At 41.0% G+C, this 25,942-nt stretch carries 21 protein-coding genes; 13 read left to right on the plus strand and 8 right to left on the minus strand.

Annotation, left to right across the window (positions count from 1 at the left end; all coding sequences use genetic code 11):
- From ACSLUK_RS13370 to lipA, 5 genes are all read left to right on the plus strand, one after another.
- Positions 1 to 810, plus strand: coding sequence for a septal ring lytic transglycosylase RlpA family protein (locus ACSLUK_RS13370; RefSeq protein WP_448549168.1), 810 nt, complete (start codon positions 1 to 3; stop codon positions 808 to 810).
- A gap of 390 nt (positions 811 to 1,200) precedes the next feature.
- The gene (locus ACSLUK_RS13375; protein WP_448549169.1) at positions 1,201 to 2,373 is read left to right on the plus strand and encodes a serine hydrolase; all 1,173 of its coding nucleotides are present in this window, start codon (positions 1,201 to 1,203) and stop codon (positions 2,371 to 2,373) included.
- Positions 2,374 to 2,511: 138 nt separating this feature from the next.
- Entirely contained in the window at positions 2,512 to 2,775 is a 264-nt protein-coding gene (ybeD, locus tag ACSLUK_RS13380; protein ID WP_448549170.1) for a DUF493 family protein YbeD, read from the plus strand.
- A 143-nt stretch (positions 2,776 to 2,918) separates the two neighbouring features.
- Positions 2,919 to 3,503, plus strand: coding sequence for a lipoyl(octanoyl) transferase LipB (gene lipB / locus ACSLUK_RS13385; RefSeq protein WP_448549209.1), 585 nt, complete (start codon positions 2,919 to 2,921; stop codon positions 3,501 to 3,503).
- Between the two features lies 1 nt (position 3,504).
- Positions 3,505 to 4,476 (plus strand): lipoyl synthase, encoded by a 972-nt coding sequence (gene lipA, locus ACSLUK_RS13390; RefSeq protein WP_448549171.1) that lies wholly within the window; start codon positions 3,505 to 3,507, stop codon positions 4,474 to 4,476.
- Positions 4,477 to 4,572: 96 nt separating this feature from the next.
- On the opposite strand, the gene ACSLUK_RS13395 is transcribed toward lipA, so the two are convergent.
- The 4 genes from ACSLUK_RS13395 to prmB all read right to left on the minus strand — a co-directional run bounded on the left by ACSLUK_RS13395 (position 4,573) and on the right by prmB (position 8,668).
- Positions 4,573 to 5,307, minus strand: coding sequence for a substrate-binding periplasmic protein (locus tag ACSLUK_RS13395; RefSeq protein WP_448549172.1), 735 nt, complete (start codon positions 5,305 to 5,307; stop codon positions 4,573 to 4,575).
- Positions 5,308 to 5,472: 165 nt separating this feature from the next.
- The gene (locus ACSLUK_RS13400; RefSeq protein ID WP_448549173.1) at positions 5,473 to 6,627 is read right to left on the minus strand and encodes an MFS transporter; all 1,155 of its coding nucleotides are present in this window, start codon (positions 6,625 to 6,627) and stop codon (positions 5,473 to 5,475) included.
- Between the two features lie 6 nt (positions 6,628 to 6,633).
- The gene (gene aroC / locus ACSLUK_RS13405) at positions 6,634 to 7,725 is read right to left on the minus strand and encodes a chorismate synthase (RefSeq protein ID WP_448549174.1); all 1,092 of its coding nucleotides are present in this window, start codon (positions 7,723 to 7,725) and stop codon (positions 6,634 to 6,636) included.
- A gap of 4 nt (positions 7,726 to 7,729) precedes the next feature.
- A complete protein-coding gene (gene prmB / locus ACSLUK_RS13410) occupies positions 7,730 to 8,668 on the minus strand; it encodes a 50S ribosomal protein L3 N(5)-glutamine methyltransferase (RefSeq protein ID WP_448549175.1) in 939 nt (312 codons plus the stop codon).
- Between the two features lie 87 nt (positions 8,669 to 8,755).
- On the opposite strand from prmB, the gene smrB reads away from it, so the two are divergent.
- Entirely contained in the window at positions 8,756 to 9,298 is a 543-nt protein-coding gene (gene smrB / locus ACSLUK_RS13415) for an endonuclease SmrB (protein WP_448549176.1), read from the plus strand.
- Between the two features lie 27 nt (positions 9,299 to 9,325).
- Here smrB and sixA read toward each other — a convergent pair whose 3' ends face one another.
- The gene (sixA, locus tag ACSLUK_RS13420) at positions 9,326 to 9,814 is read right to left on the minus strand and encodes a phosphohistidine phosphatase SixA (RefSeq protein WP_448549177.1); all 489 of its coding nucleotides are present in this window, start codon (positions 9,812 to 9,814) and stop codon (positions 9,326 to 9,328) included.
- A gap of 213 nt (positions 9,815 to 10,027) precedes the next feature.
- On the opposite strand from sixA, the gene ACSLUK_RS13425 reads away from it, so the two are divergent.
- From ACSLUK_RS13425 to ACSLUK_RS13435, 3 genes are all read left to right on the plus strand, one after another.
- Positions 10,028 to 12,814 (plus strand): insulinase family protein, encoded by a 2,787-nt coding sequence (locus tag ACSLUK_RS13425; RefSeq protein ID WP_448549178.1) that lies wholly within the window; start codon positions 10,028 to 10,030, stop codon positions 12,812 to 12,814.
- 170 nt (positions 12,815 to 12,984) lie between these two features.
- The gene (locus ACSLUK_RS13430) at positions 12,985 to 17,529 is read left to right on the plus strand and encodes an EAL domain-containing protein (RefSeq protein WP_448549179.1); all 4,545 of its coding nucleotides are present in this window, start codon (positions 12,985 to 12,987) and stop codon (positions 17,527 to 17,529) included.
- A 130-nt stretch (positions 17,530 to 17,659) separates the two neighbouring features.
- Positions 17,660 to 18,058 carry a hypothetical protein gene (locus tag ACSLUK_RS13435; protein WP_448549180.1) on the plus strand — a complete coding sequence of 133 codons (399 nt, stop codon included), beginning with the start codon at positions 17,660 to 17,662 and terminating at the stop codon, positions 18,056 to 18,058.
- Positions 18,059 to 18,236: 178 nt separating this feature from the next.
- Here the strand turns inward: ACSLUK_RS13435 and ACSLUK_RS13440 are convergent, their stop codons facing one another.
- From ACSLUK_RS13440 to fadI, 3 genes are all read right to left on the minus strand, one after another.
- The gene (locus tag ACSLUK_RS13440) at positions 18,237 to 18,437 is read right to left on the minus strand and encodes a hypothetical protein (RefSeq protein WP_448549181.1); all 201 of its coding nucleotides are present in this window, start codon (positions 18,435 to 18,437) and stop codon (positions 18,237 to 18,239) included.
- A gap of 222 nt (positions 18,438 to 18,659) precedes the next feature.
- Positions 18,660 to 20,795, minus strand: a complete 2,136-nt coding sequence (gene fadJ / locus ACSLUK_RS13445) for a fatty acid oxidation complex subunit alpha FadJ (RefSeq protein ID WP_448549182.1) — start codon at positions 20,793 to 20,795, stop codon at positions 18,660 to 18,662.
- Positions 20,795 to 22,099: an acetyl-CoA C-acyltransferase FadI gene (gene fadI, locus ACSLUK_RS13450; RefSeq protein WP_448549183.1), complete on the minus strand. Its 1,305-nt coding sequence runs from the start codon at positions 22,097 to 22,099 to the stop codon at positions 20,795 to 20,797. The genes fadJ and fadI overlap by 1 nt, the downstream gene beginning before the upstream one ends.
- A gap of 391 nt (positions 22,100 to 22,490) precedes the next feature.
- Here fadI and ACSLUK_RS13455 point away from each other — a divergent pair, with 391 nt between their 5' ends.
- From ACSLUK_RS13455 to ACSLUK_RS13470, 4 genes are read left to right on the plus strand one after another with little or no spacing between them, the layout of a single operon-like run.
- On the plus strand, positions 22,491 to 23,447 hold the full coding sequence (locus ACSLUK_RS13455; RefSeq protein WP_448549184.1) for an AAA family ATPase: 957 nt from the start codon (positions 22,491 to 22,493) through the stop codon (positions 23,445 to 23,447).
- Positions 23,448 to 23,462: 15 nt separating this feature from the next.
- Complete coding sequence (locus ACSLUK_RS13460) at positions 23,463 to 24,464, plus strand: DUF58 domain-containing protein (RefSeq protein WP_448549185.1); 1,002 nt, start codon at positions 23,463 to 23,465, stop codon at positions 24,462 to 24,464.
- On the plus strand, positions 24,452 to 24,937 hold the full coding sequence (locus ACSLUK_RS13465; RefSeq protein WP_448549186.1) for a DUF4381 domain-containing protein: 486 nt from the start codon (positions 24,452 to 24,454) through the stop codon (positions 24,935 to 24,937). Before ACSLUK_RS13460 ends, ACSLUK_RS13465 begins: the two co-directional genes overlap by 13 nt.
- Positions 24,930 to 25,940 (plus strand): vWA domain-containing protein, encoded by a 1,011-nt coding sequence (locus ACSLUK_RS13470; protein ID WP_448549187.1) that lies wholly within the window; start codon positions 24,930 to 24,932, stop codon positions 25,938 to 25,940. Before ACSLUK_RS13465 ends, ACSLUK_RS13470 begins: the two co-directional genes overlap by 8 nt.
- Positions 25,941 to 25,942 lie beyond the last annotated feature (2 nt).

Genomic DNA, 25,942 nt, shown 5'->3' on the forward strand with positions numbered 1-25,942 from the left:
ATGAACAACGCTACCATTAACGGATTAAGAGCACTCACCACTAGTGCATTGATATTGCTTACCGCGTGCAGTACGCAAACTGGCCGATATCAACAGCGCCACGACAGCACGCCTACCCGCCTGCCATCAACTGCTGAGCTTGTTGATGCAATACCAAGAGCAGAAGCTAAAAGTAAAGGCGGAAATCGAAACTACACCGTGTTAGGCAAATCGTACAAAGTGTTGCAAAGTGCCGACAACTTTGTCGAGCACGGGGTAGCATCTTGGTATGGTAAGAAATTTCATGGCCACCTCACGTCAAATGGTGAAATTTACAACATGTATGCAATGAGTGCTGCACATAAGAACTTGCCTTTGCCGAGCTATGTGAAAGTCACCAATTTAGACAACAATAAAACGGTTATTGTCAGAGTGAATGACCGTGGCCCTTTTCACGATGGGCGCGTTATCGACTTATCATACAGCGCTGCATACAAACTCGACATGCTTAAAACAGGAACTGCTAACGTAAAGCTTGAGGCCATTACATCATTTGACCTAGCTAGCACTAAAAAAGTCCCATTGGTGAAAAAAAGCAACGCCACACAGCAATTCATCCAAGTATTTGCAACACGTAATCTTGACGTTGCTCGTAAAACAGGGGAAGCATTAACTGCGTTGTATCAAATACCAAGCGTGTGGCCCAAAAGCAGTGGGGTATACCGTGTACAACTTGGGCCGTTAAATAATAATGACAAAGTAAACGAACTACTCAACACACTTAAATCTAATGGTTATCCGAAAGCTTTTATCAAAACTATCGGTGGTTAGTAAGAACGAAACAAGCCTATACCTCGCAATACTCGTTAACAAATTGCCATTATTGAGCCATAGTATTCGTGTTTAAAAATGTTATACTGCCGAAAATGTGTATCGAATGTATACCAATTGAATTAAATATTTAATCATTCAGCGAGAATTAAAAGGCTTAGAGGCAAGGCATTGATTGTAGGTAATGGTTATTCTCGGCAACTGCGTCCTGCGTTGCCCTAATAACCTACATCCATGTAGGAACCTTGTTAAAATCAATAACGCTGCATATAAGCCTTTTAAACTCGCCCTTGGGAGCTTGTCAAATATTTATTTCACTTGGTATTGATGCGGTACATAGTAAATTTCCTAAGTTTTAAACCGATTGCCGACAAAAATATGGCGAATAATATGACCTTAAAAAAAAATAAACTAATTACATTCATCGGCGCAGTTGCCTTCACCTTTTCTTCAATGGCCTCTGCCATAAACATTATCCCATCGCCACCTGAAATTAACGCTAAAGGCCATATATTAATTGACTACGCTACTGGTAAAGTCATTGCAGAAGGTAACCCTGATGCCCTGCTTGCGCCCGCTAGTCTGACAAAAATGATGACCAGTTACATCATTGGGCTTGAGTTGAAGTCAGGCAATATAAAGAATTCCGATAAAGTAAAAATCAGTGAAAACGCTTGGGCGACAGGAAACCCAGTATTAAATGGTTCGTCCTTGATGTTTCTTGAGGTAGGCAAAGAAGTTGAAGTAGATTTGCTAAACCAAGGCATCATTGTCGCTTCAGGAAACGATGCTTGTATTGCTATGGCAGAACATATTGCCGGAAGCGAAGACGCTTTTGCTGATATGATGAATGCGTATGCCGAACAGTTAGGCATGAGTAGCTCGTATTTTGAAAACAGCCACGGTTTAGATAGCCAAGAACACAAGACCACCGCTAGAGATATGGCTACCCTAGCGATGGCACTTATTAGAGATGTGCCTAGCGAGTATGAGCTATACAAACAAAAATCTTTCACCTTCAACGATATAAAACAATATAACCGTAACAGCTTGCTATGGGACAAAAGCATGAATGTCGATGGTCTAAAAACAGGCCATACGTCGCAAGCGGGATATAGCTTAGTTTCATCGGCTACCAAAGGCGATATGCGCTTAGTTGCCGTAGTAATGGGTACGGAAAGTGAACGAGCTAGAAAAGTTGAAAGTAAAAAACTATTGAACTATGGATTCCGCTTCTTTGAAACATATACACCGTATAAAGCGGGTGAAAAATTCGTCTCAAGCCGCGTATGGATGGGAGCAAATAAAGAAGTAGATTTGGGTATATTAGAAAATACACCGATTACTATTCCGCGTGGCCAACGTAAAAATTTAAAAGCCGATTTTGAGTTAAGTCAGGAACTAGTAGCGCCGTTAGCGAAAGGCCAAGTAGTAGGTAAAGTGTTCTTATCACTTGAAGGTGAAGATATTGCTGAATACCCACTCGTAACCTTACAAGAAGTTACAGAAGGCGGTTTATTCAACCGATTAGTTGACTACATCAAAATGCAATTCGTAAAATAATCCACTGATTTCATAAGAAAAAGCTCGGCATATGTCGAGCTTTTTTGTTTTTGATTGACTTCACGCAAACATATGACGTTTTGCATTCTCAGAAATAATGTTAAAATGCCGCGGTAAATTGTGTATTAGAGAGCAACCATGAAAACCAAATTTGACGAATTATTAGAATTTCCTACCGTGCTGAACTTTAAAGTGATGGGTGTAGCATGTGATGAACTGCCTGATTTGGTCGTAGCTGAATTACAAAAACACACGCCTGGTGACTACTCACCAAAAATCAAACCGAGCAGTAAAGGTAACTACCACTCTGTTTCTGTCGCTGTAACCGTTACCAGCAAAGAGCATATTGAACTCATTTATAAAACGCTTACCGCGATTGAACAAGTTCGTTACGTACTATAGCCAATTAATATTATCAGGCACTATATTTCCCGCCTAATATTTGGATATAATCCACCAGACCGAATTACAAGAGAAATAACTTGAATAACTCGCTTATTATTCGACAGCTTGACAACAGTGACTATGTAGATGTTTGGCAGGCTATGCAGTCTTTTACTGACGAAAGAGACGAAGATACATTAGATGAACTCTGGTTAGTTGAGCATCCAGCAGTTTTTACGCAGGGACAAGCAGGCAAGGAAGAACATTTATTAATGCCAGGCGACATTCCTGTAGTTAAAGTCGATAGAGGTGGGCAAGTTACTTACCACGGACCCGGTCAGCAAGTTATTTATTTTATGATCAATCTTCGTCGAAGAAAAATGGGTGTACGTCAACTTGTCACTTTGATCGAAGATGCGATTGTGGCGACGTTAAAGCAGTATGAAATTGAAGCATATGCTAAACCCGATGCGCCTGGGGTATATGTTGATGAAAAGAAAATTGCCTCGCTTGGATTAAGAGTGAGAAAAGGTTGTTCTTTTCATGGATTAGCGCTGAATGTTGACATGGATCTGTCACCATTTTTACGAATCAATCCTTGCGGTTATGCGGGATTAGAAATGGTTCAAACAAAAGATTTGTCGGGTCCTCAAACAGTAACAGAAGCTGGCGACGCTTTAGTTAAGCAGCTTGTCTTGAAGTTTGAAGCAACAGATTTACGTTATAAAACGGGGTTAGACTTTTAACATGACAGTTACCAAATCATCGCGCATTGCGCCAGGCACTAAGTTACGTGACGCTGACAAAATGGCGCATATTCCAATCAAAGTTATGCCTTCAGAAAGAGAACAAATGTTGCGCAAGCCTGAGTGGCTAAGGATCAAGCTACCCAGAACTACTGAGCGTATTGATAACATTAAAGCAGCGTTACGCAAGCATAATTTGCATTCGGTTTGTGAAGAAGCCTCTTGCCCTAACCTGTCTGAGTGCTTTAACCACGGTACTGCGACCTTCATGATTTTAGGTGATATCTGTACTAGACGTTGCCCGTTTTGTGATGTAGGTCATGGCCGCCCACTCGCCCCTGACAGTGAAGAGCCGAAGAAACTGGCACTTACACTGAAAGATATGGCATTAAAGTACGTGGTAATTACGTCAGTAGACCGTGATGACCTACGCGACGGTGGTGCACAACAATTTGCTGAGTGTATCAAAGAAATTGAACAGCATGCGCCAAATACCAAGGTAGAAATACTGGTTCCTGATTTTCGTGGCCGCATGGACAAAGCATTAGAAATATTGAATGCACATCCGCCACACGTATTTAATCATAATATGGAAACGGCACCTCGCTTATATACCAAAGCACGTCCAGGCGCTAACTACCAATGGTCGTTAGATTTGTTGAAGCGTTTTGGTGAAGCTAACCCTAATGTACCAACAAAGTCAGGTTTAATGGTTGGTTTAGGTGAGACTAACGAAGAAATTCTTGAGGTTATGAGAGATTTACGTGCTCACGGCGTTACAATGCTTACCATTGGCCAGTATTTACAACCAAGCAAGCACCACTTACCTGTTGAACGATATGTTCACCCCGATGAATTCGATATGTTCCATCGTGAAGCGATGAAAATGGGCTTTGAACATGCTGCTTGCGGACCACTTGTCCGTTCAAGTTATCATGCCGATAAGCAAGCAGCTGGTGAAGAAGTAAAGTAAATAAAAGCTACAGGTATAAATAAGTACTAAAGAGGGAAATATCTAGTTTGGATGTTTCCTTTTTTTGTCGCTGCTAATTGTCTAGCTTCTTGTTGGCTACTCAATCGGTACAATACCGCTCTCGGGGAGCGCTAATAAATTCAAATAACCTGAAAATATTTTCTCTCGATCAAGTTTGGCAATATAGTACTCTAATTTCTGACGTAATTTATCTCCCTTTTCACTTCTCGCAACAGCAATACTGGCCGGTATGACACCGATACTCTTGTAAAGTACACCTTTTACCTGTTTTTCCTTTAAATTAGTCATCACAGAAACACGTTCAAACAACAATACGTCTATGCGTCGTTTCAGTAACATGTCAACGAGCTGGGGTAAAGTTGACACTTCAATAAATCGGCTTTCATCTATTCCTAACTGCTCGGCAAAAAATGCCGCATTTCCGATTGGCGTACCAATTCGTTTCCTCCCTACGGCGTTAATGTTGAAGTGCTTAGGGTCAAAGGTAAACAAATCAGATCTAGTATCAATTTGCCAATTCAGCTCTTGCGCATATTGATAAAAACTTTGGGTTTCTAGGTTTTTTGGGGTGTGACCTGCGATATCAAGGCGTCCATTTTTCAGTTCACTTTTTGCTCTACCGTACGTCATTACCCGCACATCAAACTTAAGGTCTGAAAGTAGTTCAATTTCTCGCAACATATCCACCGTTAACCCCGTTCCATCTTCATTAAGAAACGGCGGAAATATCTCTAGTCCTACAGAAACTTGTTGAGCCTTGCAGTGCAAGGGAATAATAAGAAAAACAAATATGGTAATAAATCGCGCCATTACATCTAAACGCCCTAGAATTATATTAACTTCACTATAGTCAAATCTATCGAACTCAATGTGTCTCTTTTGATATTTATTAATTAAACTGATTTCATTTAACGTGATTTCGCTAATGAGGTCAATCTTATCTCAACATCACCTATTTGTGTCTAAAAACCTATTTTAATAAGATGTACTAGGCGGTTTTAAAAACATTGCGATAAAAGCCGCAATAAGTGAAGCGATTGCCGCTAACTGAAATGACCATTGAGCACCAGCACCATCCAGCCATAAGAGACCCGCCAGATAAGCGCCTAGTGAGCCACCTATCCCATAAACACCGGCAATGTAAACAGCTTGCCCCCTATTTTGCTGTGCTTTGCTAAAATGCTGCTGCAAAAATTGAAGTGAAGCACTGTGATATAAACCAAAGCTAGTCGCATGCAGTACCTGTACTAATGCAAGCATCCACCAGACATCACCATATTCGCCTGTGAGCCACCACCGTATCGCGGTCGCAAATAAGCTAAAGACGATTAACCATTTCGTACCAAATGCCTGATATAGCTTTCCTGCAACAATAAAAATCCCAATCTCCGCAACAACTCCAATCGACATATACAAGCCAACAGACCATTGTGGATAAGCTAAATCTCTCAAGAATAATGCGAAGAAACTGTAAAATGGCCCTAAGCTAACTTGTAATAGCAGACCAGCACAGAAAAACAGTAAAAAATTGATATGAAAAATCTTATGAAGTAAAGCGCCTGATTGAACATTTGCTTTTCGACACCTGCCACGTTCTTTAATCGTTAATGTAGATAAGTACAAACAGCCTACAGTAACCATACCTAGTGTGATAAATGTATCGCTTCCCCAAGTGCCAATCACTTCTCCTGCAACCACCGCCAGCACAACGAACCCAATACTCCCCCAAAGTCGAATTCTCGCGTAGATTTTTGCGCTATATCTTACCGAGCCAAGCGTTAGTACTTCCAACTGTGGTAAAACTGCGTTCCAAAACAAACTAAAGACTGCCAATATACCCGCTATTAGCCAATAGCTTTCGACCACATAAAGCAAAGCAAATGACAGTGTTGCCAATAACGTACCTTGCTGAATGATAGGCAATAATTTAGGCGCTTTATCAGCCATGTTAGCCCATATGGGCGGCCCCAATATTTTGGTAGCGGCAACTATCGCAAGAATCTCACCTATTTCGCGAGAATTAAAACCCCGACCATCAAGAAATACAGACAAAAATGGGACGATAAGTCCCAAAATTGCAAAATACCAAAAGTAGCTAGAAGATAGCTTTATAAAATTTTGTGACCCCATCCTAGCCTATTTACAAATATCTGGGGTTGAACACTGCACATCGGCATTTTGGCCACGATGACGAAGATAATGATCTACTAACGTTAACGCTAGCATTGCTTCTGCAATTGGTACTGCACGAATCCCTACGCAAGGATCATGACGCCCTTTAGTAATGATGTCAGTCGGCTTGCCTTCAAGATCTACTGTTTTACCACTGACACCTATACTCGATGTCGGTTTAAGCGCAAGTTTGGCAACAATAGGTTGTCCTGAGGATATCCCTCCCAAAACTCCACCAGCATGGTTAGAAGTAAAGCCATCAGGCGTTAACTCATCTCTATGCTCTGAACCTTTTTGATTGACAACATCAAAGCCATCGCCAACTTCAACGCCTTTAACGGCATTAATCCCCATCAGGGCATGAGCTATATCGGCATCAAGACGATCGAAAATTGGCTCACCTAAACCTACAGGCACGTTTTCGGCAACAACCATTACCTTCGCGCCAATAGAGTCCTTCTGACGAATTATACCGCGTAACAGTTCATCCAGTGCTTCCAGCTTACTGGTATCTGGAAAAAAGAATGGGTTATGTTCAACAGCTTGCCAATCAAATGTTTCAGCACATACGTCGCCAATTTGCTCAACACAACCTTTAATAGTAATACCAAATTTTTCATTCAAGAACTTCTTGGCGACAGCGCCAGCAGCAACTCTCATTGCAGTTTCTCGCGCTGAAGAGCGCCCACCGCCACGGTAGTCACGAATACCGTATTTTTGCCAATAGGTATAATCAGCATGCCCTGGGCGAAAACTCTGAGCAATGTTGCCGTAATCTTTAGAACGCTGATCTGTATTTTCAATCAGCAAGCCGATTGGCGTTCCAGTCGTTTTTCCTTCAAAAACACCTGACATAATCTTTACTTGATCGGCTTCTCTTCTCGCTGTTGTATAACGAGATGTGCCCGGCTTACGGCGATCAAGATCATGCTGCAGATCTTCTTCGGTTAAAGGAATGCCCGGTGGACAGCCGTCAATAATTGCACCTAAGCCTAGTCCATGACTTTCGCCAAAAGTTGTTACCGTAAATAATTTTCCAAAAGTATTACCTGACATTTTACTATTTCGCCCGTTCAGTAAATATTTGAGAGTAAGATTCTAGTTGTTCACGTGTTAAAACAAATACACCATGGCCACCGCGTTCAAACGTTAACCACGTAAATGGAATTTCGGGGTACGTGGCTTCTACGTGCATTTGTGAATTCCCTACCTCACAAACAAGAACGCCATTTTCAGTTAAATGACTGGCCGCTTCAGCGAGAATTTTTCTGACAATATCTAAGCCATCGTGCCCACAACCTAGCCCCATTTCCGGTTCATGATGAAACTCGGCAGGCATAGAAGCGATATCATCTACATCTACGTAAGGTGGATTAGTTACTATTAAATCATAGACTTCGTTCGCAACCCCAGCAAAAACGTCAGACTGAATTGGAATAACTTGTTCTGATACGCCATGATTTTCGATATTGATTTGTGCGACATTCAATGCATCAACAGACAAATCCACTGCGTCGATCTCAGCTTCTGGAAAGTAAGCAGCACAAGCAATCGCAATACAGCCACTTCCAGTACAGAGATCCAAAATTCTATGCACTTGTCGTTCTTGCGGAATAAATGGGGCGAATCGTTGCTCGATATACTCAGCAATTGGAGAACGCGGCACTAATACTCTGTCGTCAACATAAAATGGTAGGCCTGCAAAATATGCCTGATTGGTAATATAAGCCAGAGGCACTTCTTCTGTAATGCGGCGCTCAATTAATGCTAAAACATTTTCTTTTTCTTGTTGAGTCAGTCGACAGCCTTGCGCAACCGATACATTGTCGGTAGGCAGGTGTAATGCATACATAACCAATACAACCGCTTCATCCCAGGCGTTGTCAGTACCATGTCCAAAAAAAACATCCGCTTGGTTAAATTGGCTTGCAGCAAACCGAATAAAATCGTTAACGGTTATTAAGTCATCGTATAAACCAGCTTGGTTACTGAGATTCATGGGAGTTGAAGTTCCTCTATAAAATTTAAGATTATATTAGCGCGTATTTGTCTTGTTATTTTTGACAGATATTCTTAGACTTCAGCCATGAAACGCAAAGACACTATCTCTGAACAAGAAAAACAGCTATTTAAAGACGCTATAGGCAAGGTCAAGCCGTTAGTGCAGGACACAATACACCCTGTCAAAAAATCCATCAAGCAGAAAACCGCTTATGGCCAGCAAAAACAAGCAAAACAGCATGCTAGCTTTCATTTTTCTGATGAATTTGAACCAAATTTAAACGCGCAAGGGCCAACTAAGTATGTGCGCGAAGGAGCTGACAGCTTTGAAGCAAAAAACCTGCGCCGCGGTGTATATGCACCTGATCTTATTTTAGACCTACATGGCTTAGATCAACATCAAGCCAAGCAAGAAATTGCTGCGCTACTTTATGCCTGTCAAAAAGAGCATGCTCAATGTGTTTGTATTGTACATGGCTTAGGTGCTCGTATTCTAAAGAACAAAGTTCCCCACTGGCTTGTACAGCACCCTGATGTCATCGCCTTTCATCAAGCGCCTTTAGAATGGGGCGGTGATGGTGCATTACTGGTATTAGTTGAATTACACGATAAATATCGTCGTGATTAACCATCCCCCAACAAACTATGATTCGATTTATTGCGTAAAATTGGATAAATCAGCGGGTGAAACTAGCCCGATTAATTCTCCCTTCATTTTTTTAATATCATAGTTTATTTCTGCGATTGCCCCCGTTTGAAATATAGGCGTTTGCCCCTCAAAAGTGAGCTCTCCTACTAAATAACTTACCAAAGGCATGTGCGAAACAATTAACACAGAGGAGTATTTTTCAGCACCTACGACACCGTCAATGTAATCATGAACATCTATAGCGCTCCCAGATGGTGTGACAAACGCTACGGTTTCTGGTTTTACCGAAATATCAGCAGATTGACAAAATGTCGCTGCCGTTTGTTGGGCTCGTACATACGGACTAACAAGCACCAAATCAACATCATGCTTATTTTGGCGAAACCACTGTGCCATCGCAGATACTTCTTCTATGCCGTGCGCAGTTAGCGCTCTTTGGGCGTCATCTTTAACAAAGCCTTCTGCCTGACCGTGACGCATTATATAAACTTGCATAATTAACCTGTGATGAATGAAATAGTAAGAGATATTCAAAAAACGCGGCTATAGTATAGGAATATAAGCAATTGTTATAACATCAGTTAAGAATAAAATGGACTCAGCTTATTCCTTAGGGTAATTTAGGAATAATCAAAAATAATATAACGAATAAATAAACGCCCAACTTAGTCAATCTAAGTGCCGTTGAGTGTTTTATGGGAGCGACAATTGATTCAAAGCCCAAATGACCTCAAGCAATATCAAGCGCGCACATTAAGTAATGGCCTTAGGGTTTTACTTGTCCATAATGAAAATACACAAAAATCCGCCGCGGCACTTGCCGTAAATGTAGGTCATTTTTCCGATCCTTGTGACCGCCAAGGCATGGCACATTTTCTTGAGCACATGCTATTTTTAGGCACAAAAGATTACCCTGATGGCAGCGAATACCAAAAATTTATCAGTAAATTTGCAGGCACGCACAATGCCTGGACAGCCACTGAGCACACGTGCTTTTTCTTCGATATTAGCCACTTACACTTTGAACCCGCATTAGAGCGTTTCAGTCAATTTTTTATTGCACCATTGTTATCAGAAGAATTCGTTAACAAAGAGCGCAAAAACATTGATGCTGAATTTAAGTTGAAACTTAAAGACGGTATTCGTCGGCTGTACGATGTACACAAGGAAACAATCAATCCCGCCCACCCATTTTCAAAGTTTTCAGTAGGCAATACTAGTACCCTAGACGATCGACCAAATCGTTCCCTTCATATGGAAGTAAGGGAGTTTTACGAGCGTCATTATCGCGCATCGTCAATGACGCTTGTACTCGAAGGGCCTCAATCTTTAGCCGAATTGGAACATTTAGCTGAAACACTATTTAAAGATATTCCAAACGGTAAAGCACCAGAACAGGATATTGATACGCCATTATATCTGCCTGAACATCAACAAATATTCATTAAAGTCAAACCTATAAAAAACGACAGGCAGCTTATAATTAACTTTGCTTTGCCCGGCATTGATTATATGTATCGCACCAAGCCAGAAACCGTACTCTCTTATATCATTGGATATGAAGGACCTGGCAGCATCCTATCATTACTGAAACAAAAAGAGTGGGGCCTAAGGTTAACCGCTGGCTCTGGTATTAACGGTTTCAACTTTAAGGACTTCAATATTAGTATTTCTTTGACGGAACAAGGAGAGTCACATGTTGATGAAATTGTCAGTATCGTCATTGATTATATACAACAACTTAATGAAGACACGCTACGCCCCTTTTACTACCTAGAAAAAAAAGCGATTGCAGCACTATCGTTTCACTATCAGGAAAAGCTCAAACCATTAGACTCTGTATGTCAACTCGTCATTAATATGCAGCACTATCCTGAAGATGATTATCTCTATGGCGACTATGCAATGGAAGGAAATAATTGCAGCGATGTTATTCCACTACTAGCGTATTTCAACGTTGAAAATATGCGTGTGACTCAAGTCACTAAGCAAGGTGACTTTACCAACACCAGTCAATGGTATTCAGTGCCTTATGAAGTATCTCCTTTTAGTAGCAAACAGCAAGAGCTATGGGCGTCAAAACGACACTACCCTGAAATTACGCTGCCCCCAAAAAATGATTTTATAGTAGAAACGCCAAAAGTTTTAGCGCCAGAGTTACCTGACGAGCAGCAACTCCTCGTGCCGCAAAAAATTATCGACGACGATGGCTTTACCATGTGGTTTAAGCAAGATGTAACATTTAACGTACCAAAGGGGTATTTATATATTGGCATAGATGCACCAACAACATACGCATCACATGCAAATATCGCTATGACACGCCTTTTTGCTGACTTGTATAGCGATTCTGTTATAGAAGCACACTACGACGCGGAATTAGCAGGGATACATTACCATTTGTACGCTCACCAAGGTGGGATGACCTTACAAATATCAGGGCTTTCAGAAAAACAACCAATTCTACTGCAGAGCTTACTCGATGAATTAAAGTCGTTCGAATATACCCCTGCACGGTTTAATTTGTTCAAACAACAACTCATAACACACTGGAAAAATACGGATACCAGTAAATCCATTTCTCAACTTTTTTCCACATTAAGTTCTTTCATGCAGCCAATAAATCCCACAGCAGAAGAACTCATTGCCGCTTTATCAGGTGTCACCTACAAGCAGTTCATTTCTTTCACACAGTCTCTGTTTAATGAAATAGCCATGACCGTTTTTATGCATGGCAACTGGCACCAGAAAGATGCGCTTGAAGTACATGTCATAATCAAGTCTTCGTTCGCTGAACGTTATAGTCATGAACATTGCGCCAAGATTCCGTCGCTGGATATTAGTGGCCGAGGCAACCTGAAATTGCCACTGCATTTACCTGAGCACGATCATGCTAACGTCATCTATTTTCCAATGCGAGAAAAAGACTTACACACTGCCGCACTTACTATGATTACTAGTCAGTTGTTCTCTCCCCCGTTTTTTCAACAAATGCGAACTGAAAAGCAATTTGGCTATTTAGTTGGTGTTGGCTTTGTGCCAATTAATCGCTATCCGGGTTTAGCATTTTATATTCAATCTCCCAAAGTTGATGCATTTTCTCTAAGTGATGCAATTGAGAACTTTATTTCGGACAGTGTAACCATCATACAAGACGTTTCCGAAGAAGACTGGTTACATTTAAAACATGGATTAGCGGGACAGCTACAAGAAAAAGATACAAGCATGCGTATTAGAAGCCAACGCTTTTGGGCTGCCATTTGCAATGAAGAAGCCTCTTTTAGCCAGAAAAAAGAACTCATTGGCATCATTCTCAGTTTAACACTTGATGATATTACGTCGTTTGTACACGAAAAATTGACATCGTACAGTGACTCGGTAGACTACATCACGCTTTTATCGTTCAAAGAAAAAGCGCACTATCAAAAAATTACCGATGTGAATCTCGCTATCTATTTAGAAAATTTAACAAAAAATTGCTTAACTAAATTCTAGCCCTGCCGAAACAGTATTTAGATTTGACATAACCCTACGCTTCCTTTGTAATGGGAGGGTTTAGGGACATATAACATAATAATAACACCTCCTAACAAATATCATTTTGAATGAAAAAAGCTATTTGTTGCATTTAATAGGAGGACACTATTCCTATAAAGGCTGTTTTTGTGCGTTTAAAAAAATATCAACATTGCTTGAAACAAATTAACCTGTGCCTTGTATTCATATTATCTTGTATTTGTATACAAGCGAGCGCATTAACGTTAAATACTAACGATGCACTCAAATTCAAACACCTTTCTGTTGAACACGGTCTTTCACAAAACAACGTTTTTAGTGTTACTCAAGACCATAAAGGCTTTATTTGGATTGGTACTGAAAATGGCCTAAATCGCTACGATGGTTACGCCTTTAAACAGTACCGAAAAAATATCTCTCTACCTAATTCGCTAGCCGATAATTTAGTGCGAAAAGTATTTGTCGATTCAAAAGGCACACTTTGGGTGGGTACAAATGAAGGCTTAAGTCGTTATAACGAAGCGACTGATGATTTTACAAATTATTTCCATTCTTCAGCTAATAAGGCAAGCTTAGTTGATAATGAAATTTGGGATATTTACGAAGCAAACGATGATAAAAAGACGCTTTGGGTGTCAACGCGCGAAGGTATCCATACATTTGATCGAAAAGAAGGGACTTTTGTTAGAAAAAAACTCAGAGGATTTGAAGATAATTTTAAAGAGATCAAAACCATATTTCAGGATGAAAGCAAGAATTATTGGTTAGGTTCTTATGCGAATGGTATTACGGTTGTAAATGAAAACTTTAGCTTTGCATCAACGTTACGTGGTAATAACCGATGGCAGCTAAACCTAGACGTTAGTGCTTTGTACGATATGGTGCAAATAGGCAAAGAGTATTGGCTTGCTACCGATAATGGTCTGTATGTGCTCAATAAGCAACTCGAATTGATACAACACTATAACGTAAACAATACTGAGCTCTCATTGTTAAGCAACACCATCAGAGGCATAACGCTGGTAGATAAAGTTTATGTGTGGGTGGCAACAAAAAATGGCTTGAACATTATCAATACTTTTGACGGCACCGTACAGAGTATCAAGAGCCAAACTAATACCAAGAGTATTTCGGAAGACTATATCGTTGATATCTTTCAAGATAACACAAGTAAAATATGGCTTGGTACATGGGGCAAAGGCTTAAGCGTATTTTCACCTAAAGCCAATCTTTTCCAACACAGAAATTTCAGTAATGATCTGTATACCGTAGACTTTTTCGATCAGGACAACGCAGGAAATATCTGGTTTATTTCACAACAATCTGAATTGAATATATTTGATGAAACGTCCTTAACAGCGACCCCAGTAATCAAAATTAACGATGAAATTTTTCAATTCAAGATTAACAGCGATAACATAGTGTGGATATATGCCGTAACCGGTAATTTACACCGCTATGATATAGAAAATAACTCGCTCGACACGATCGAAAACTGGTATGAGCACACAAATTATAATGATCTATACCCATTCGTCGCTTCAGGCGACTACCTCTGGTTTATCAATAATGACCATCAACTTGTTCAATTCGACGTAAATAACAAATCGAGTAACACATTCCCTGAAACAAACAATTTAAAAGCCAGAAACTTATATCATGATAAAGAAAACAATGAATTATGGATCGTTACTGATAATAATCGACTTGTTTCGATCGATCTAACAACGTTAACACAAGAAGTCCATGAATATTCAATTCCTGAGAGTTATGCTTTTACAAGTGTTACCAGTTTAAATGTCAGTGACAATAATATCTGGTTAGGCTCTGAGCAAGGTGTGTTACTCATTGAGCGCGTCAACAAGCAAGTGACGCTCTTTAATAATTCAGATGTTGTTACCAGTAAGAATATTTCCTCTATCTTAGTCGACGAAAGCAAAGCAGCGTGGATAGCAGCAAATAACAAGGTTGTTCATATCTCGCCCAAAGACAAACGTGTCGTTACTTACGGACAGTCTTTTAATTTGTTCGATAATGAGTTTATCAGTAAATCTGCACTTATTAGTATTAACAACAATATCTATCTTGGCGGGATGAATGGCTTCCATTATTTTGATCCAGCAGAAGTATCAAAAATCTCCCAAACGATTAACCCTCCAATAATTGACAAACTCTTTATTGCCAACAAGGAAGTCCCTCTGGTTCATTATAAAGATGCTGAGCCTATGACGGCGAACAAATTCAGTTTACCAGTTCAGCTCTCATATATAGGAAACTTAGCGTTAAAACACGAGCAATCGCCCTTCAGTATTGAGTTTGTGTCGCCAAATCCAGAATTCTTAGAGCAAGTTGGCTATCGATACAAGCTAGCTGGGCTGGAAAGCAGCTGGATTGAGTCAGGCGACGAAAACTACCGCGCTCACTATACTGGGCTGAGTGCCGGCCACTATACTTTCTATGTGCAGGCGTTTGATAAATTCGATCCTAGCCAGTTTGTTGAACAATCGTTAGAGATACAAATTTTGCCACCATGGTGGTTATCAAACAGCGCGATTCTTATCTACACGTTAACTGTATTGCTTATCTTAGCTTACTTTTTACAGCAAATGCGTCACAAACGCTTATACCATTTACAAATTAAGTTAAGTGAGGAGCGTTTGAAACTTTCTTTATGGGGAAGTGGCGACGAAATGTGGGATTGGAACATTAAAAAGTCCAAGATTTATCGTTCTAACATCTGGGGCATTCTGGAATTTCCACAAGACGGTAAGCGCAACGTTGGTAGTGGTGAAGAGACCAATGTTCATGAAAACGATTTACCACGAATCAAACAAGCACTTGAAGCGCATATTGACAATGAAACTGAGCATTTTGAGGCGACTTACCGGGTACGCGATAAAAACAATAATTGGATTTGGGTACTCGATCGCGGAAAAATTGTAGAAAGAGACGATAAAGATCTGCCTGCCCGTATGACGGGCACGCTAAAAGATATCAGTCAAATCAAAAAGGCGGATGAACGACTCAAATTATTTGCCAAATGTATCGAAAATATTTCAGATGCGGTGGTGATTTATGATCGTCAATTCAATATCGTCGACGTAAACAAAGCATTTCAACGTATTACCGGAAAGCCTAAACGTCAAATGGTTGGCACGCAGCTTAAATTCAGTCGCTATCCCGAACAATTCACATTAAATGTAAAAAAACATTTGATTCAACAAGGTGGCTGGCATGGTGAAATTGAAAGCCAGCGAGATAATGGCGAACTGTACCTCACAGATCTCAATATCGATATTATTAAAGATGAAAGCGGCAATATTTCGCACTTTGTTGGTGTTTTTTCTGACATTACTAAACGCAAAGAAACAGAAGCTGAATTAAGAAAATTAGCGAATAGCGATACCTTAACTGGCCTTCCTAACCGCTCCTATTTCCAGGCAAACCAGTTCAAACTAGTTAAAAACAAAACGCCACACGCATTATTAGTATTCGATCTCGACAACTTTAAAAAGGTTAACGACTCAATGGGTCACGAAGTGGGCGATGTGCTGCTATGTAAGGTTGCAGAGCGGATCCGCTCCATAGGCCGTAAGCAAGACACTGTTTATCGTTTAGGAGGAGATGAATTTAGTATTATTATTGAGGATACTAATGATATTCACACGATTACCTCTATCGCCAAGAGCATATTACGCTCGATTGCACAGCCGTTAAAATTGAAGAATCAAGAAATCGTTCTGTACTCTAGTATTGGTATCGTACTGTACCCCGAAGACGGTGCGACCCCACAAGAATTGTTAAAGAACGCTGACACCGCGATGTATCATGCAAAACGTTCTGGTGGTAATAAATATCAGTTCTTTAGCGATTCTATGAATAAACAAGCGGTAAAGCGTCTTCAAATTGAAAACCTAATTCGTCACGGACTAAAAGAAGATTTCTTTTCCGTTTTTTATCAACCTAAAATTGAGATCTCTACGGGTAAAATTGCTGGTATGGAGGCGCTCGTTCGGTTTGAAACGCCGACTAAGGGCATTATCAGTCCGGGCGTATTTATCCCAGTTTCTGAAGAAACCGGACAAATTATTGACATCGGTGAAGTGGTGTTAAGAAAGGCGTGTTTCGCGACAAAAGAATGGATATCGAAAGGGTTATTCGATGGTCGTATCGCCGTTAACTTATCTGCCGTGCAGTTCACACAACCAAACTTGGTGGATATGATTTCAGATATACTGAAAGAAAGCCAACTGCCCGCTAAGCACCTTGAATTGGAGATAACTGAAGGCACGGTAATGGATTCACCACAAAAAGCTATTGATACCATGCTACAAATTCGCGCGATGGGCATTCATTTGTCTTTAGATGATTTTGGTACAGGCTACTCATCACTCGCCTATTTAAAACGCTTCCCGCTCAACACACTTAAAATTGACAAGGCATTCGTTGACGATATTGAGACCTCAGAACAAGGCCGTAATATGGTGGCCACCATTGTCACTATTGCCCATAACTTAAGCCTACAAGTTGTTGCTGAAGGGGTAGAAACAAATAACCAGTTAAATTTCCTCGCAGGTTTACGCTGTGAACAACTTCAAGGTTATCTATATAGCAAACCGCTTTCGCAACCTCATTTTGAAAGTTATTTAGTGTCACACGACATTACCGACAAATCTACGGCGTTTGGCTCTTAGAGCCAACGTCAACTTTCTGACTCACAGTTTTTCTTCGGCTAAACCCCTCTAAATTACTGACCTTGCACACTTGGCACGTTATTAGCTTGACAAACTACGATTTTAATCTAGTAAAACAGGAATAATAATAATGCTAACTTCACTAATCCTTTCTTTAACAATGAACATGTCTCCTGCTGAACCTGTTGAGAATAACCTAGCTATTGAACAAGCGGGTCGTTCTCGTGGCGCTATTCGCATTAACAATGAACAGCTAGATATTGACGAAGCGGGTCGTTCTCGTGGTGCTATTCGCATTAACAATGAACAGCTAGATATTGACGAAGCGGGTCGTTCTCGTGGTGCTATTCGCATTAACAATGAACAGCTAAGTATTGACGAAGCGGGTCGTTCTCGTGGAGCTATTCGCATCAGCGAGCAGGGTTTAAATGTTGAAGAAGCAGGACGCTCACGTGGTGCTATTCGAATTAGCGAGCAAGGACTTAAGATTGAAGAAGCAGGACGTTCTCGCGGTGCTATCCGCATTTAAGGAGTGTTGAAAATGATTAAACTAATTAAAGCACTTTTCGTTATTGAACCAAAAGCTAATCCAATTGCTTCTAGCATTCAAATAAAAGAAGTTAACTAACTTCTGACATTAAAGAATATATAACGCTACAAGGATGTTAGCGCATATTTTTTCCACCATACACCACAAGCTATTTGCCTTACGCTCGCCACAACAAGTAATCAAAACCAAACAAACGATTTATTTTCATTCTGCGTTGCATACAAAACATCGGCCAAACTACAGGCCCAAAAACAAGACCAGCAGCCGCCCAACGCTTTCTACCTAAGCCATTAGATAAGGCCTGACAATAAAAGAATACCGCACAACATATCGATAATAAGGCTACCGCAAATAACATAGTCTAAGCTCTCAAAAAATGGCAGAAGAATAAAGCGGCGGCAATATATCAAAATTAGAGTTTTTGTTCAAATAAAAAACAAACTGTGTGCAAAAATTAACGTGTGGTCAGATGATAACGACAAACTCATGTCAAAATAAAAGGGGCAGTTATTTGCCCCTTTCTTGCGTTAGAATCTGCCTATTGGCGGTAGTAGTTGCCGCTTCTCACAAGCGGCACTATTTAACCTTCTGAATAAAATTTCTGATTATTTTCAGCCATTTCAACAAGTTTATGACAAGGCGCAAAACGTTCACCATATTGCGCTTTGAATTGATTCAAACGTGTCACAATATCAGTGATACCTACACTGTCCATATATTGGAATGGTCCACCTAAAAATGGCGGGAAGCCTATACCAAAAATAGCACCAATATCACCATCTCTTGCGTTACGAATAATCCCTTCATCTAAACAACGAGCGGCTTCATTCAGCATCATATAAACAGCGCGATCTGCGATGTCATCTTCTGAAAGTTTTTCGTTCTTAGCAATGTTTAACAAGCTATAGATTGATTCATCCACTTGTTTCTTCTTACTCTTATAGTCGTAAAAACCTTTCTTAACCTTTTTACCTAATCTTCCATCACTAATAAGTTTGTCAAAAGCCGCAGGCGGCGCAAACCGTTCACCTAGCTCTTTTTGCAGGATTGGCCCAATCTTAGAACCTACATCAATGCCCACTTCATCAAGAAGTTGCATTGGGCCAACTGGGAAACCAAACTTAACCATAGTGCGATCAAGCTTTTCAACAGATTCACCCGCTAAAAGCATAATCGCTGCTTCGTTCATGTACGGCGCCAAAATACGATTAACATAAAAGCCCGCTTTGTCTTTAACCACAATAGGCGTTTTACCTTGTTTCTTGGCAAGCGCTACTGTGGTTGAAATGGTTTCGTCTGACGTTTTTTCATGCGCAATAATTTCTGCTAATGGCATTTTATCGACAGGAGAGAAATAATGCAGTCCAATCACATTCTCTGGTCGCTTTGCATTAGCAGCAATTTGTCCAATGGGCAAGCTTGAGGTATTACTGGCAAAAATCGTATTCTCATGACAATGGGTTTCGATGTCGTTCACCATGCTTTGTTTGAGGGAAAGATCTTCAAACACCGCTTCAATGACTAAATCAACAGATTTAAACCCGGTGTAATCCGTAGTACCGGTAATCATCGCCATTTGCTTTTGCATTTCACTGCGCTTGATAAAGCGACGTTTAACTTTCTTGTTCAGAATATCGAAGCTATATTTCAGCGCATTTTGAATACCTTGCCCTGCAATATCTTTTAATCTAACCGGTAAACCGGCTTTAGTAGCTGTGACAAAAGCAATGCCCCCTCCCATAAGGCCTCCGCCAAGGACCGCTACTTTGTTCACTTGTGCTGCATCTACGCCTTCTACACCCTGCTCTTTCTTCATTTCGGTAGTAGCAAAGAAGATCTGTCTAAGTTGAGCAGAAACAGGTGTCATTACCAACTCACCAAAATGATTAGCTTCAACTTGATAACCTTGAGCGGGCGAGCTTTCAACCCCCGTACGCACACAATCGATGATCTTAAGCGGTGCAGGATAGTTGCCTTTGGTTTTACTCAGTACAGTTTTCGTTGCCTGAGTAAATACAATTTTTCTGCCGACAGGTGTTTTCTCTAAGAATTTATCGACGAGCGACTTCGCCGATTTTGCTTTTTTTGTACCTAGCTTTACTTTTCCTGACAGAGCCAATTTTTCGGCAACTTCAATTAACACGCTATTCGGTACAACATCATCTACAAGCCCAGCTTTTAGCGCTTGTTTTGCTCGTAACTGTTTACCTGTAAGCATCATGTCTAATGACTTTTGGATGCCTACCAATTTTGGTAAACGTTGGGTACCACCACTACCAGGTAACAGGCCTAGTTGTACTTCTGGCAAGCCAAGTGCAGTTTTATCGTTGTCACTACACACACGTGCATGACAAGCCATTGCTAACTCTAGGCCACCACCTAAACAAGCACCATTGATTGCGGCAACCACTGGAATAGTAAGGCCTTCTATTTGATCGAAAATCATTTGCCCTTGTCGCGATAATGCAGTTGCTTCAGCTGATGTCTGGCAGCTCGCTAACATATTAATGTCAGCACCCGCCACAAACGAATCATCTTTACCGCTGCAAAGAATAATACCTTTAAGCGCAGCATCAGACTTAATCTCTTTCAGCATGTCAGACACTTCGTCTGCAAATTCTGCTTTTAAGGTATTCATGGTTTCATTAGGAACATCCATGATTAAGTGTGCCAAGCCATTGTCTTGGCGAACCAAACTAAACGTTTTATTACTCATTAGTTACTCTCCACTACCATAGCTGCTCCCAAACCACCAGCGGCACATGCGGTAGTCAAACCTACGCCGCCACCTCTACGCTTCAATTCATTAAGTGTTTGTACAATCAACCGAGTGCCTGTTGCCGCGAAAGGATGGCCATAAGCCAGAGAGCCCCCCATGACATTGAATTTGTCCATATCGATTTCGCCGATCGCTTTGTCACGCCCTAATTGTTCTTTAGCAAACTTATCACTACCAAACATCTTCATATTTGCTAACGCTTGTGCAGCAAACGCTTCGTGCATTTCAATCAAATCAAGGTCTTTAAGCTCTAACCCAGCTCGCTTTAAGGCGATTGGCGTTGCATAACTTGGCCCCATTAGCATGTCTTCCCATACATCTATTGCAGCGAAACCATAACTTCTAATATATCCTAAAGGTTCATAGCCTAATTCTTTAGCCCGTCCTTCTCGCATAAGTATTACAGCTGACGCACCATCAGTTAATGCTGTGCTATTAGCCGCAGTGACAGTGCCATGTTTTCTGTCAAATACCGGGCGTAATTTTGCGTAACCTTCGAGTTCAGAATTTTCTCTAAAACAATTATCTTTTTCGATAAATGATTTGTACGGCTCAGAAAATGCTTTCATTACTTCGCCATCTAGTTTCCCTTCCGCCCAACTCTTCGTTGCTAATACATGTGAACGATGGGCAAGTTCATCTTGCGCCTGACGAGAAATGCCATGCGTTTTTGCCATTTGTTCAGCCGTTTGTCCCATTGACAGCCCGGTCGAGTATTCTGCAACGGCAGGTGGAACAGGAAGAATATCTTTAAAACCTAGCTGCCTGATAAGTTGAAACTTTTGACCAAATGTCTTTGCTTTGCTCAAATCAAGTAAAGTGCGCGCAAATTTTTTCGACACACCAATAGGAGCTACAGAAGATGAGTCCGCGCCACCAGCAATGCCCACATCGACAACACCTGCCATAATTGACTCAACAACATTGACGGTTGACTGGAAGCTTGTAGCACATGCTCGCGATACACTATATGCATCGGTATTCACGTCCATACCAGTCCCTAATACTATTTCACGCGCAATGTTTGGTGCTTCAGGCATTTGCACCACTTGACCAAATACTAATTGGTCAATGATTTTGGGATCAATGTCAGTGCGTTGAACAAGTTCATTTACAACGATTTTGCCGAGATCGACAGCTGGCACACCATGGAATGCTGTAGCTTGCTTAGCGAAAGGTGTTCTTAAGCCCGCTACAACAGCAATTCTTTCACCATTTCGAGTTTCAAGTTTTATTGTCATTTTAGTTCCTTATCAAGAGGTCTGACCTCTAGGTTGATAGCTCAATTCTAGCGAGTTAAACTTTTTTTTCAATCTCTGTTTTGATAGCTGGCGCGATATTTCCAATTTAAAGTGATATTCCTTCTATAGCCTAGTAGTAAATTGTTGAAAATACATGCTCATTTGTATCCACTCTTAATGCTATAGACAATAGCCAGATTGGCTAATAACCGTAGCCAGAATAAGGTGACGTGTGTTAATGTGATGAGTACTAGTACTGAACAACAAAAATTATATTAAAATCGCTTACAATTTTTGTCTGGCGCTTGTTTTTAAATTGTTGAACCATATATTTATCTACTAGTCGTACAGAATCATAATCACTATTAATTAGAAAAAGAATTTTACCGCTATGGCCATTGAGTTTTTTTCATCACTCCAGCAACATTTATCTGAACAAATCATCGGACAAGAGTCTTTAGTTGAAAATTTATTGATTGCTTTGTTAGCCGACGGCCACTTGATAGTTGAAGGCCCTCCAGGTTTAGCAAAAACGCGCGCGGTGAATGCCTTAGCACAGGGCATTGAAGCTGACTTTCACCGTGTTCAATTTACTCCTGACTTACTACCTGCCGATTTAACTGGTACCGACATTTACCGACCAGAAGATGGCAGTTTCGTTTTTCAGGCGGGTCCACTTTTTAGAAACTTAGTATTAGCGGATGAAATCAACCGTGCACCAGCAAAGGTTCAATCAGCGCTACTAGAGGCAATGGCCGAAGGACAAATTACTGTTGGCCGCAAAACATACCCTTTACCAAAATTGTTCTTGGTCATGGCGACACAAAACCCAATAGAACAAGAAGGTACTTATCCATTGCCAGAGGCTCAGCTTGATCGCTTTTTGATGCACCTTGAAATCGACTACCCTGACGCTGACAGTGAACTTAAAATACTGCAACTCAACCGAGGAGAAGCGCTGCAACACACAGCAAAGTCGGTAAGTGAAATATCACAAGACGATATTTTTAAGGCGCGTGATGAAGTATTGAAAATTCACATGGCGCCAGCGATTGAAAAATATATCGTTGACCTAATCATGGCGACGCGCACTCCCGAAAAGTATGACGATAAACTGGCGCAATGGTTGGCGTTTGGCGCAAGCCCACGTGCAACGATTTCACTCGACCGCTGTGCCCGTGCCCGTGCTTGGTTGCATGGCAGAGATTTTGTAGGTCCAGAAGACGTTCAGGCAGTCGTACATAACGTGCTGCGTCACCGTCTACTACTTACCTATCAAGCAGAAGCTGAGGGCATTAACACCAATCAGGTGTTAGACCACTTATTGAAACTCGTTGCTGTTGGTTAATCGTATTTAAGCATTATGTGGTTTAATCAAGTAAAAAGTGAGCGCACAGATGTATCTCATGTATTAACATCGCTGCATAGCGATGGTGTACATGTTGGTATGCCTGAGCTCATGAACTACCAAAACAAATCATCACTCATCGCCTTTCACACAACAAAAAATCTGCACGGCCGAATGTCAGGAAATTATTTGGCGCGTTCGAAAGGTCGCGGGATGGAATTTGATGAAGTGAGACATTATCAAATTGGCGACGACATTCGCGCAATCGACTGGCGAGTCACAGCCCGCACAGGTGAAACATACACTAAGCTATTTCGTGAAGAAATCGAACGCCCTGTGATCTTAGCGACAGATCTCAGTCGCAATATGCTATTTGGTAGTAAACTGTTATTTAAATCAGTTCAAGCGTCGCATATTGCGTCACTTGTAGCATGGCACGCCAAAAAATGCGGAGACCGCGTGGGTGGCGTCGTATTTAATGAAACCCAACACGCAGAATTAAAACCTCGGAGCCGACAAAAAGGCGTACTTCATTATCTGCACGCCATCGAGTTAATGCATCAACAGTCGCTCGAAGCCATGAACGACTCGCTCGATCACGCACAAGCCGAAAAAGCATTCGCAGAAAACTGCTTGCGCTTACGACAAATCGCGAAACCGGGAAGCTTAGTATATTTTATTTCTGACTGCTTTCACTTAACGCAAGAAGCGGTAAGACATTTGTCACATGTAAGCCGCCATTGTGAACTAATCGTTTGTATAGTGACAGATCCATTAGAAAGAGAATTGCCCAACACGCAAACTAAACTAAATGTCGGTATTACTGACGGCGAGAATACGCAAAGATTTACGTTAGGCGACAAAAACGTGCATCAACAATATGCACGACAGGCACAGCAGCTGATTTCTGATAAAGCGGGGGCATTGCAAACCGCAGGAGCCCGAATTTTGTCATTTTGCACAGGTGATACACTAGAGAATCAATTGAAGCATGGAGACAACACATGGATCCGTTAGCGCAATTAAAAGATGTTCATTTGCCAGAACAGATTCACAACTACCCTATTGCACCAGGTTGGTGGCTGCTTGCTATTATTATTGTCACGGTCATTTTCTGGGCTATTAAATCAGTCATAAACAGAAAGAAGTTTAATCACAAACGCAAAGTCGCAAAGAAACTATTGGATAGTGGTAATCTTTCAAATGCTGAAATCATCGTACTCTTAAAAACTGTCGCGATGCATTATGTACCAAGAGAAAATGTCGCCAGTTTGCACGGTGATACACTGGCAGATTTTTTACAAACACAGCTACCAGAAAAACATCAAGCTAATTTCAATACGTTAATCAATGGAAAATTTAGCCAACATTATTCCCCAACTCAGCAAAATGAAGTCTCATTAATTGAGGCAGCAAATTTGTGGTTAACGCGCGCGCAATTTGAACAACTCAATAAGAATCAAGCACAAGGGGTCAGCAAAGATGTTTGATCTAGCATTACCTTGGGCGCTTATTGCCCTCCCCCTTCCTTTATTGGTTTACTGGTTGCCCGCAAAGCGCAAAACACAAGCCGCACCGCTCTATATGCCAACAGTTATAGGTGGAACGCAATCGTCTATTAGCGGAACCAATAAACCAATGGTACCTAAATCACTCTTAGCCATTATTTGGGTTCTGTTAGTCATAGCAGCCAGCCAGCCTCAGTGGTTGGGTGATGCGGTGAATATCCCTTCAGAAAGCCGAGAAATGATGGTGGCTGTTGACTTATCAGGCAGTATGCAAGTTGAAGATATGAACTTGAATGGGCAAACCGTTAATCGCTTAGAAATGTTAAAGGTGTTATTAGGAGAATTCATTGAACGTCGCGTTGGCGATCGTATTGGTCTTATATTATTTGGTGACGATGCGTACATGCAAACCCCAATGACATACGATCGTGCTACCGTAAAAAAGATGCTCGACGAAACGGTATTAGGTCTGGTTGGTAAACAAACCGCCATTGGTGATGCGATCGCATTAGCCGTAAAACGCTTTAACGAAAAACAAGATTCTAACAGAGTACTGTTATTATTAACGGACGGCCAAAATACGGCGGGTAAAATTACTCCAGAACAAGCGCTTGAACTTGCAGTGGCAAAGGGAATCACTATTTACACTGTTGGCATAGGAGCTGACGTGATGGTACAAAAGTCGTTGTTTGGAGCGCGACGTATTAACCCTTCCAGCGAACTTGATGAAAAGACTTTAATGGCCATTGCTGAACAAACAAATGGTCGATATTTTCGTGCACGCAGTAGTGAAAACATGAACGAGATTTATCACTTGATTGATAAACTTGAACCGGTTGAACAAGATCAACAACAAATGCGTCCACTAACCGCCCTGTTTCATTACCCTTTGAGTTTAGCCGTCATACTAAGTGTGTTATTTATTCTATACATCAGTATGCCGTCGAGTATGTTTAGCTTACGTTTAATGAGAAAGAGCAGGTAGTT

This window comes from Thalassotalea fusca, assembly GCF_053485835.1.

Excerpts from the sequence above, each read along its gene's own strand:
- prmB (WP_448549175.1), bottom strand. The coding sequence starts at position 8,668 with ATGAATCTCAGTAACCAAGCTGGTTTATACGATGACTTAATAACCGTT.
- ACSLUK_RS13370 (WP_448549168.1), top strand. The coding sequence starts at position 1 with ATGAACAACGCTACCATTAACGGATTAAGAGCACTCACCACTAGTGCA.
- ACSLUK_RS13465 (WP_448549186.1), top strand. The coding sequence starts at position 24,452 with ATGGATCCGTTAGCGCAATTAAAAGATGTTCATTTGCCAGAACAGATT.
- ACSLUK_RS13395 (WP_448549172.1), bottom strand. The coding sequence starts at position 5,307 with ATGGCGCGATTTATTACCATATTTGTTTTTCTTATTATTCCCTTGCAC.
- ACSLUK_RS13375 (WP_448549169.1), top strand. The coding sequence starts at position 1,201 with ATGACCTTAAAAAAAAATAAACTAATTACATTCATCGGCGCAGTTGCC.
- ACSLUK_RS13470 (WP_448549187.1), top strand. The coding sequence starts at position 24,930 with ATGTTTGATCTAGCATTACCTTGGGCGCTTATTGCCCTCCCCCTTCCT.
- lipB (WP_448549209.1), top strand. The coding sequence starts at position 2,919 with ATGCAGTCTTTTACTGACGAAAGAGACGAAGATACATTAGATGAACTC.
- fadI (WP_448549183.1), bottom strand. The coding sequence starts at position 22,099 with ATGACAATAAAACTTGAAACTCGAAATGGTGAAAGAATTGCTGTTGTA.
- ybeD (WP_448549170.1), top strand. The coding sequence starts at position 2,512 with ATGAAAACCAAATTTGACGAATTATTAGAATTTCCTACCGTGCTGAAC.
- ACSLUK_RS13400 (WP_448549173.1), bottom strand. The coding sequence starts at position 6,627 with ATGGGGTCACAAAATTTTATAAAGCTATCTTCTAGCTACTTTTGGTAT.
- fadJ (WP_448549182.1), bottom strand. The coding sequence starts at position 20,795 with ATGAGTAATAAAACGTTTAGTTTGGTTCGCCAAGACAATGGCTTGGCA.
- ACSLUK_RS13460 (WP_448549185.1), top strand. The coding sequence starts at position 23,463 with ATGTGGTTTAATCAAGTAAAAAGTGAGCGCACAGATGTATCTCATGTA.
- sixA (WP_448549177.1), bottom strand. The coding sequence starts at position 9,814 with ATGCAAGTTTATATAATGCGTCACGGTCAGGCAGAAGGCTTTGTTAAA.
- smrB (WP_448549176.1), top strand. The coding sequence starts at position 8,756 with ATGAAACGCAAAGACACTATCTCTGAACAAGAAAAACAGCTATTTAAA.
- aroC (WP_448549174.1), bottom strand. The coding sequence starts at position 7,725 with ATGTCAGGTAATACTTTTGGAAAATTATTTACGGTAACAACTTTTGGC.
- ACSLUK_RS13435 (WP_448549180.1), top strand. The coding sequence starts at position 17,660 with ATGCTAACTTCACTAATCCTTTCTTTAACAATGAACATGTCTCCTGCT.
- ACSLUK_RS13455 (WP_448549184.1), top strand. The coding sequence starts at position 22,491 with ATGGCCATTGAGTTTTTTTCATCACTCCAGCAACATTTATCTGAACAA.
- ACSLUK_RS13440 (WP_448549181.1), bottom strand. The coding sequence starts at position 18,437 with ATGTTATTTGCGGTAGCCTTATTATCGATATGTTGTGCGGTATTCTTT.
- lipA (WP_448549171.1), top strand. The coding sequence starts at position 3,505 with ATGACAGTTACCAAATCATCGCGCATTGCGCCAGGCACTAAGTTACGT.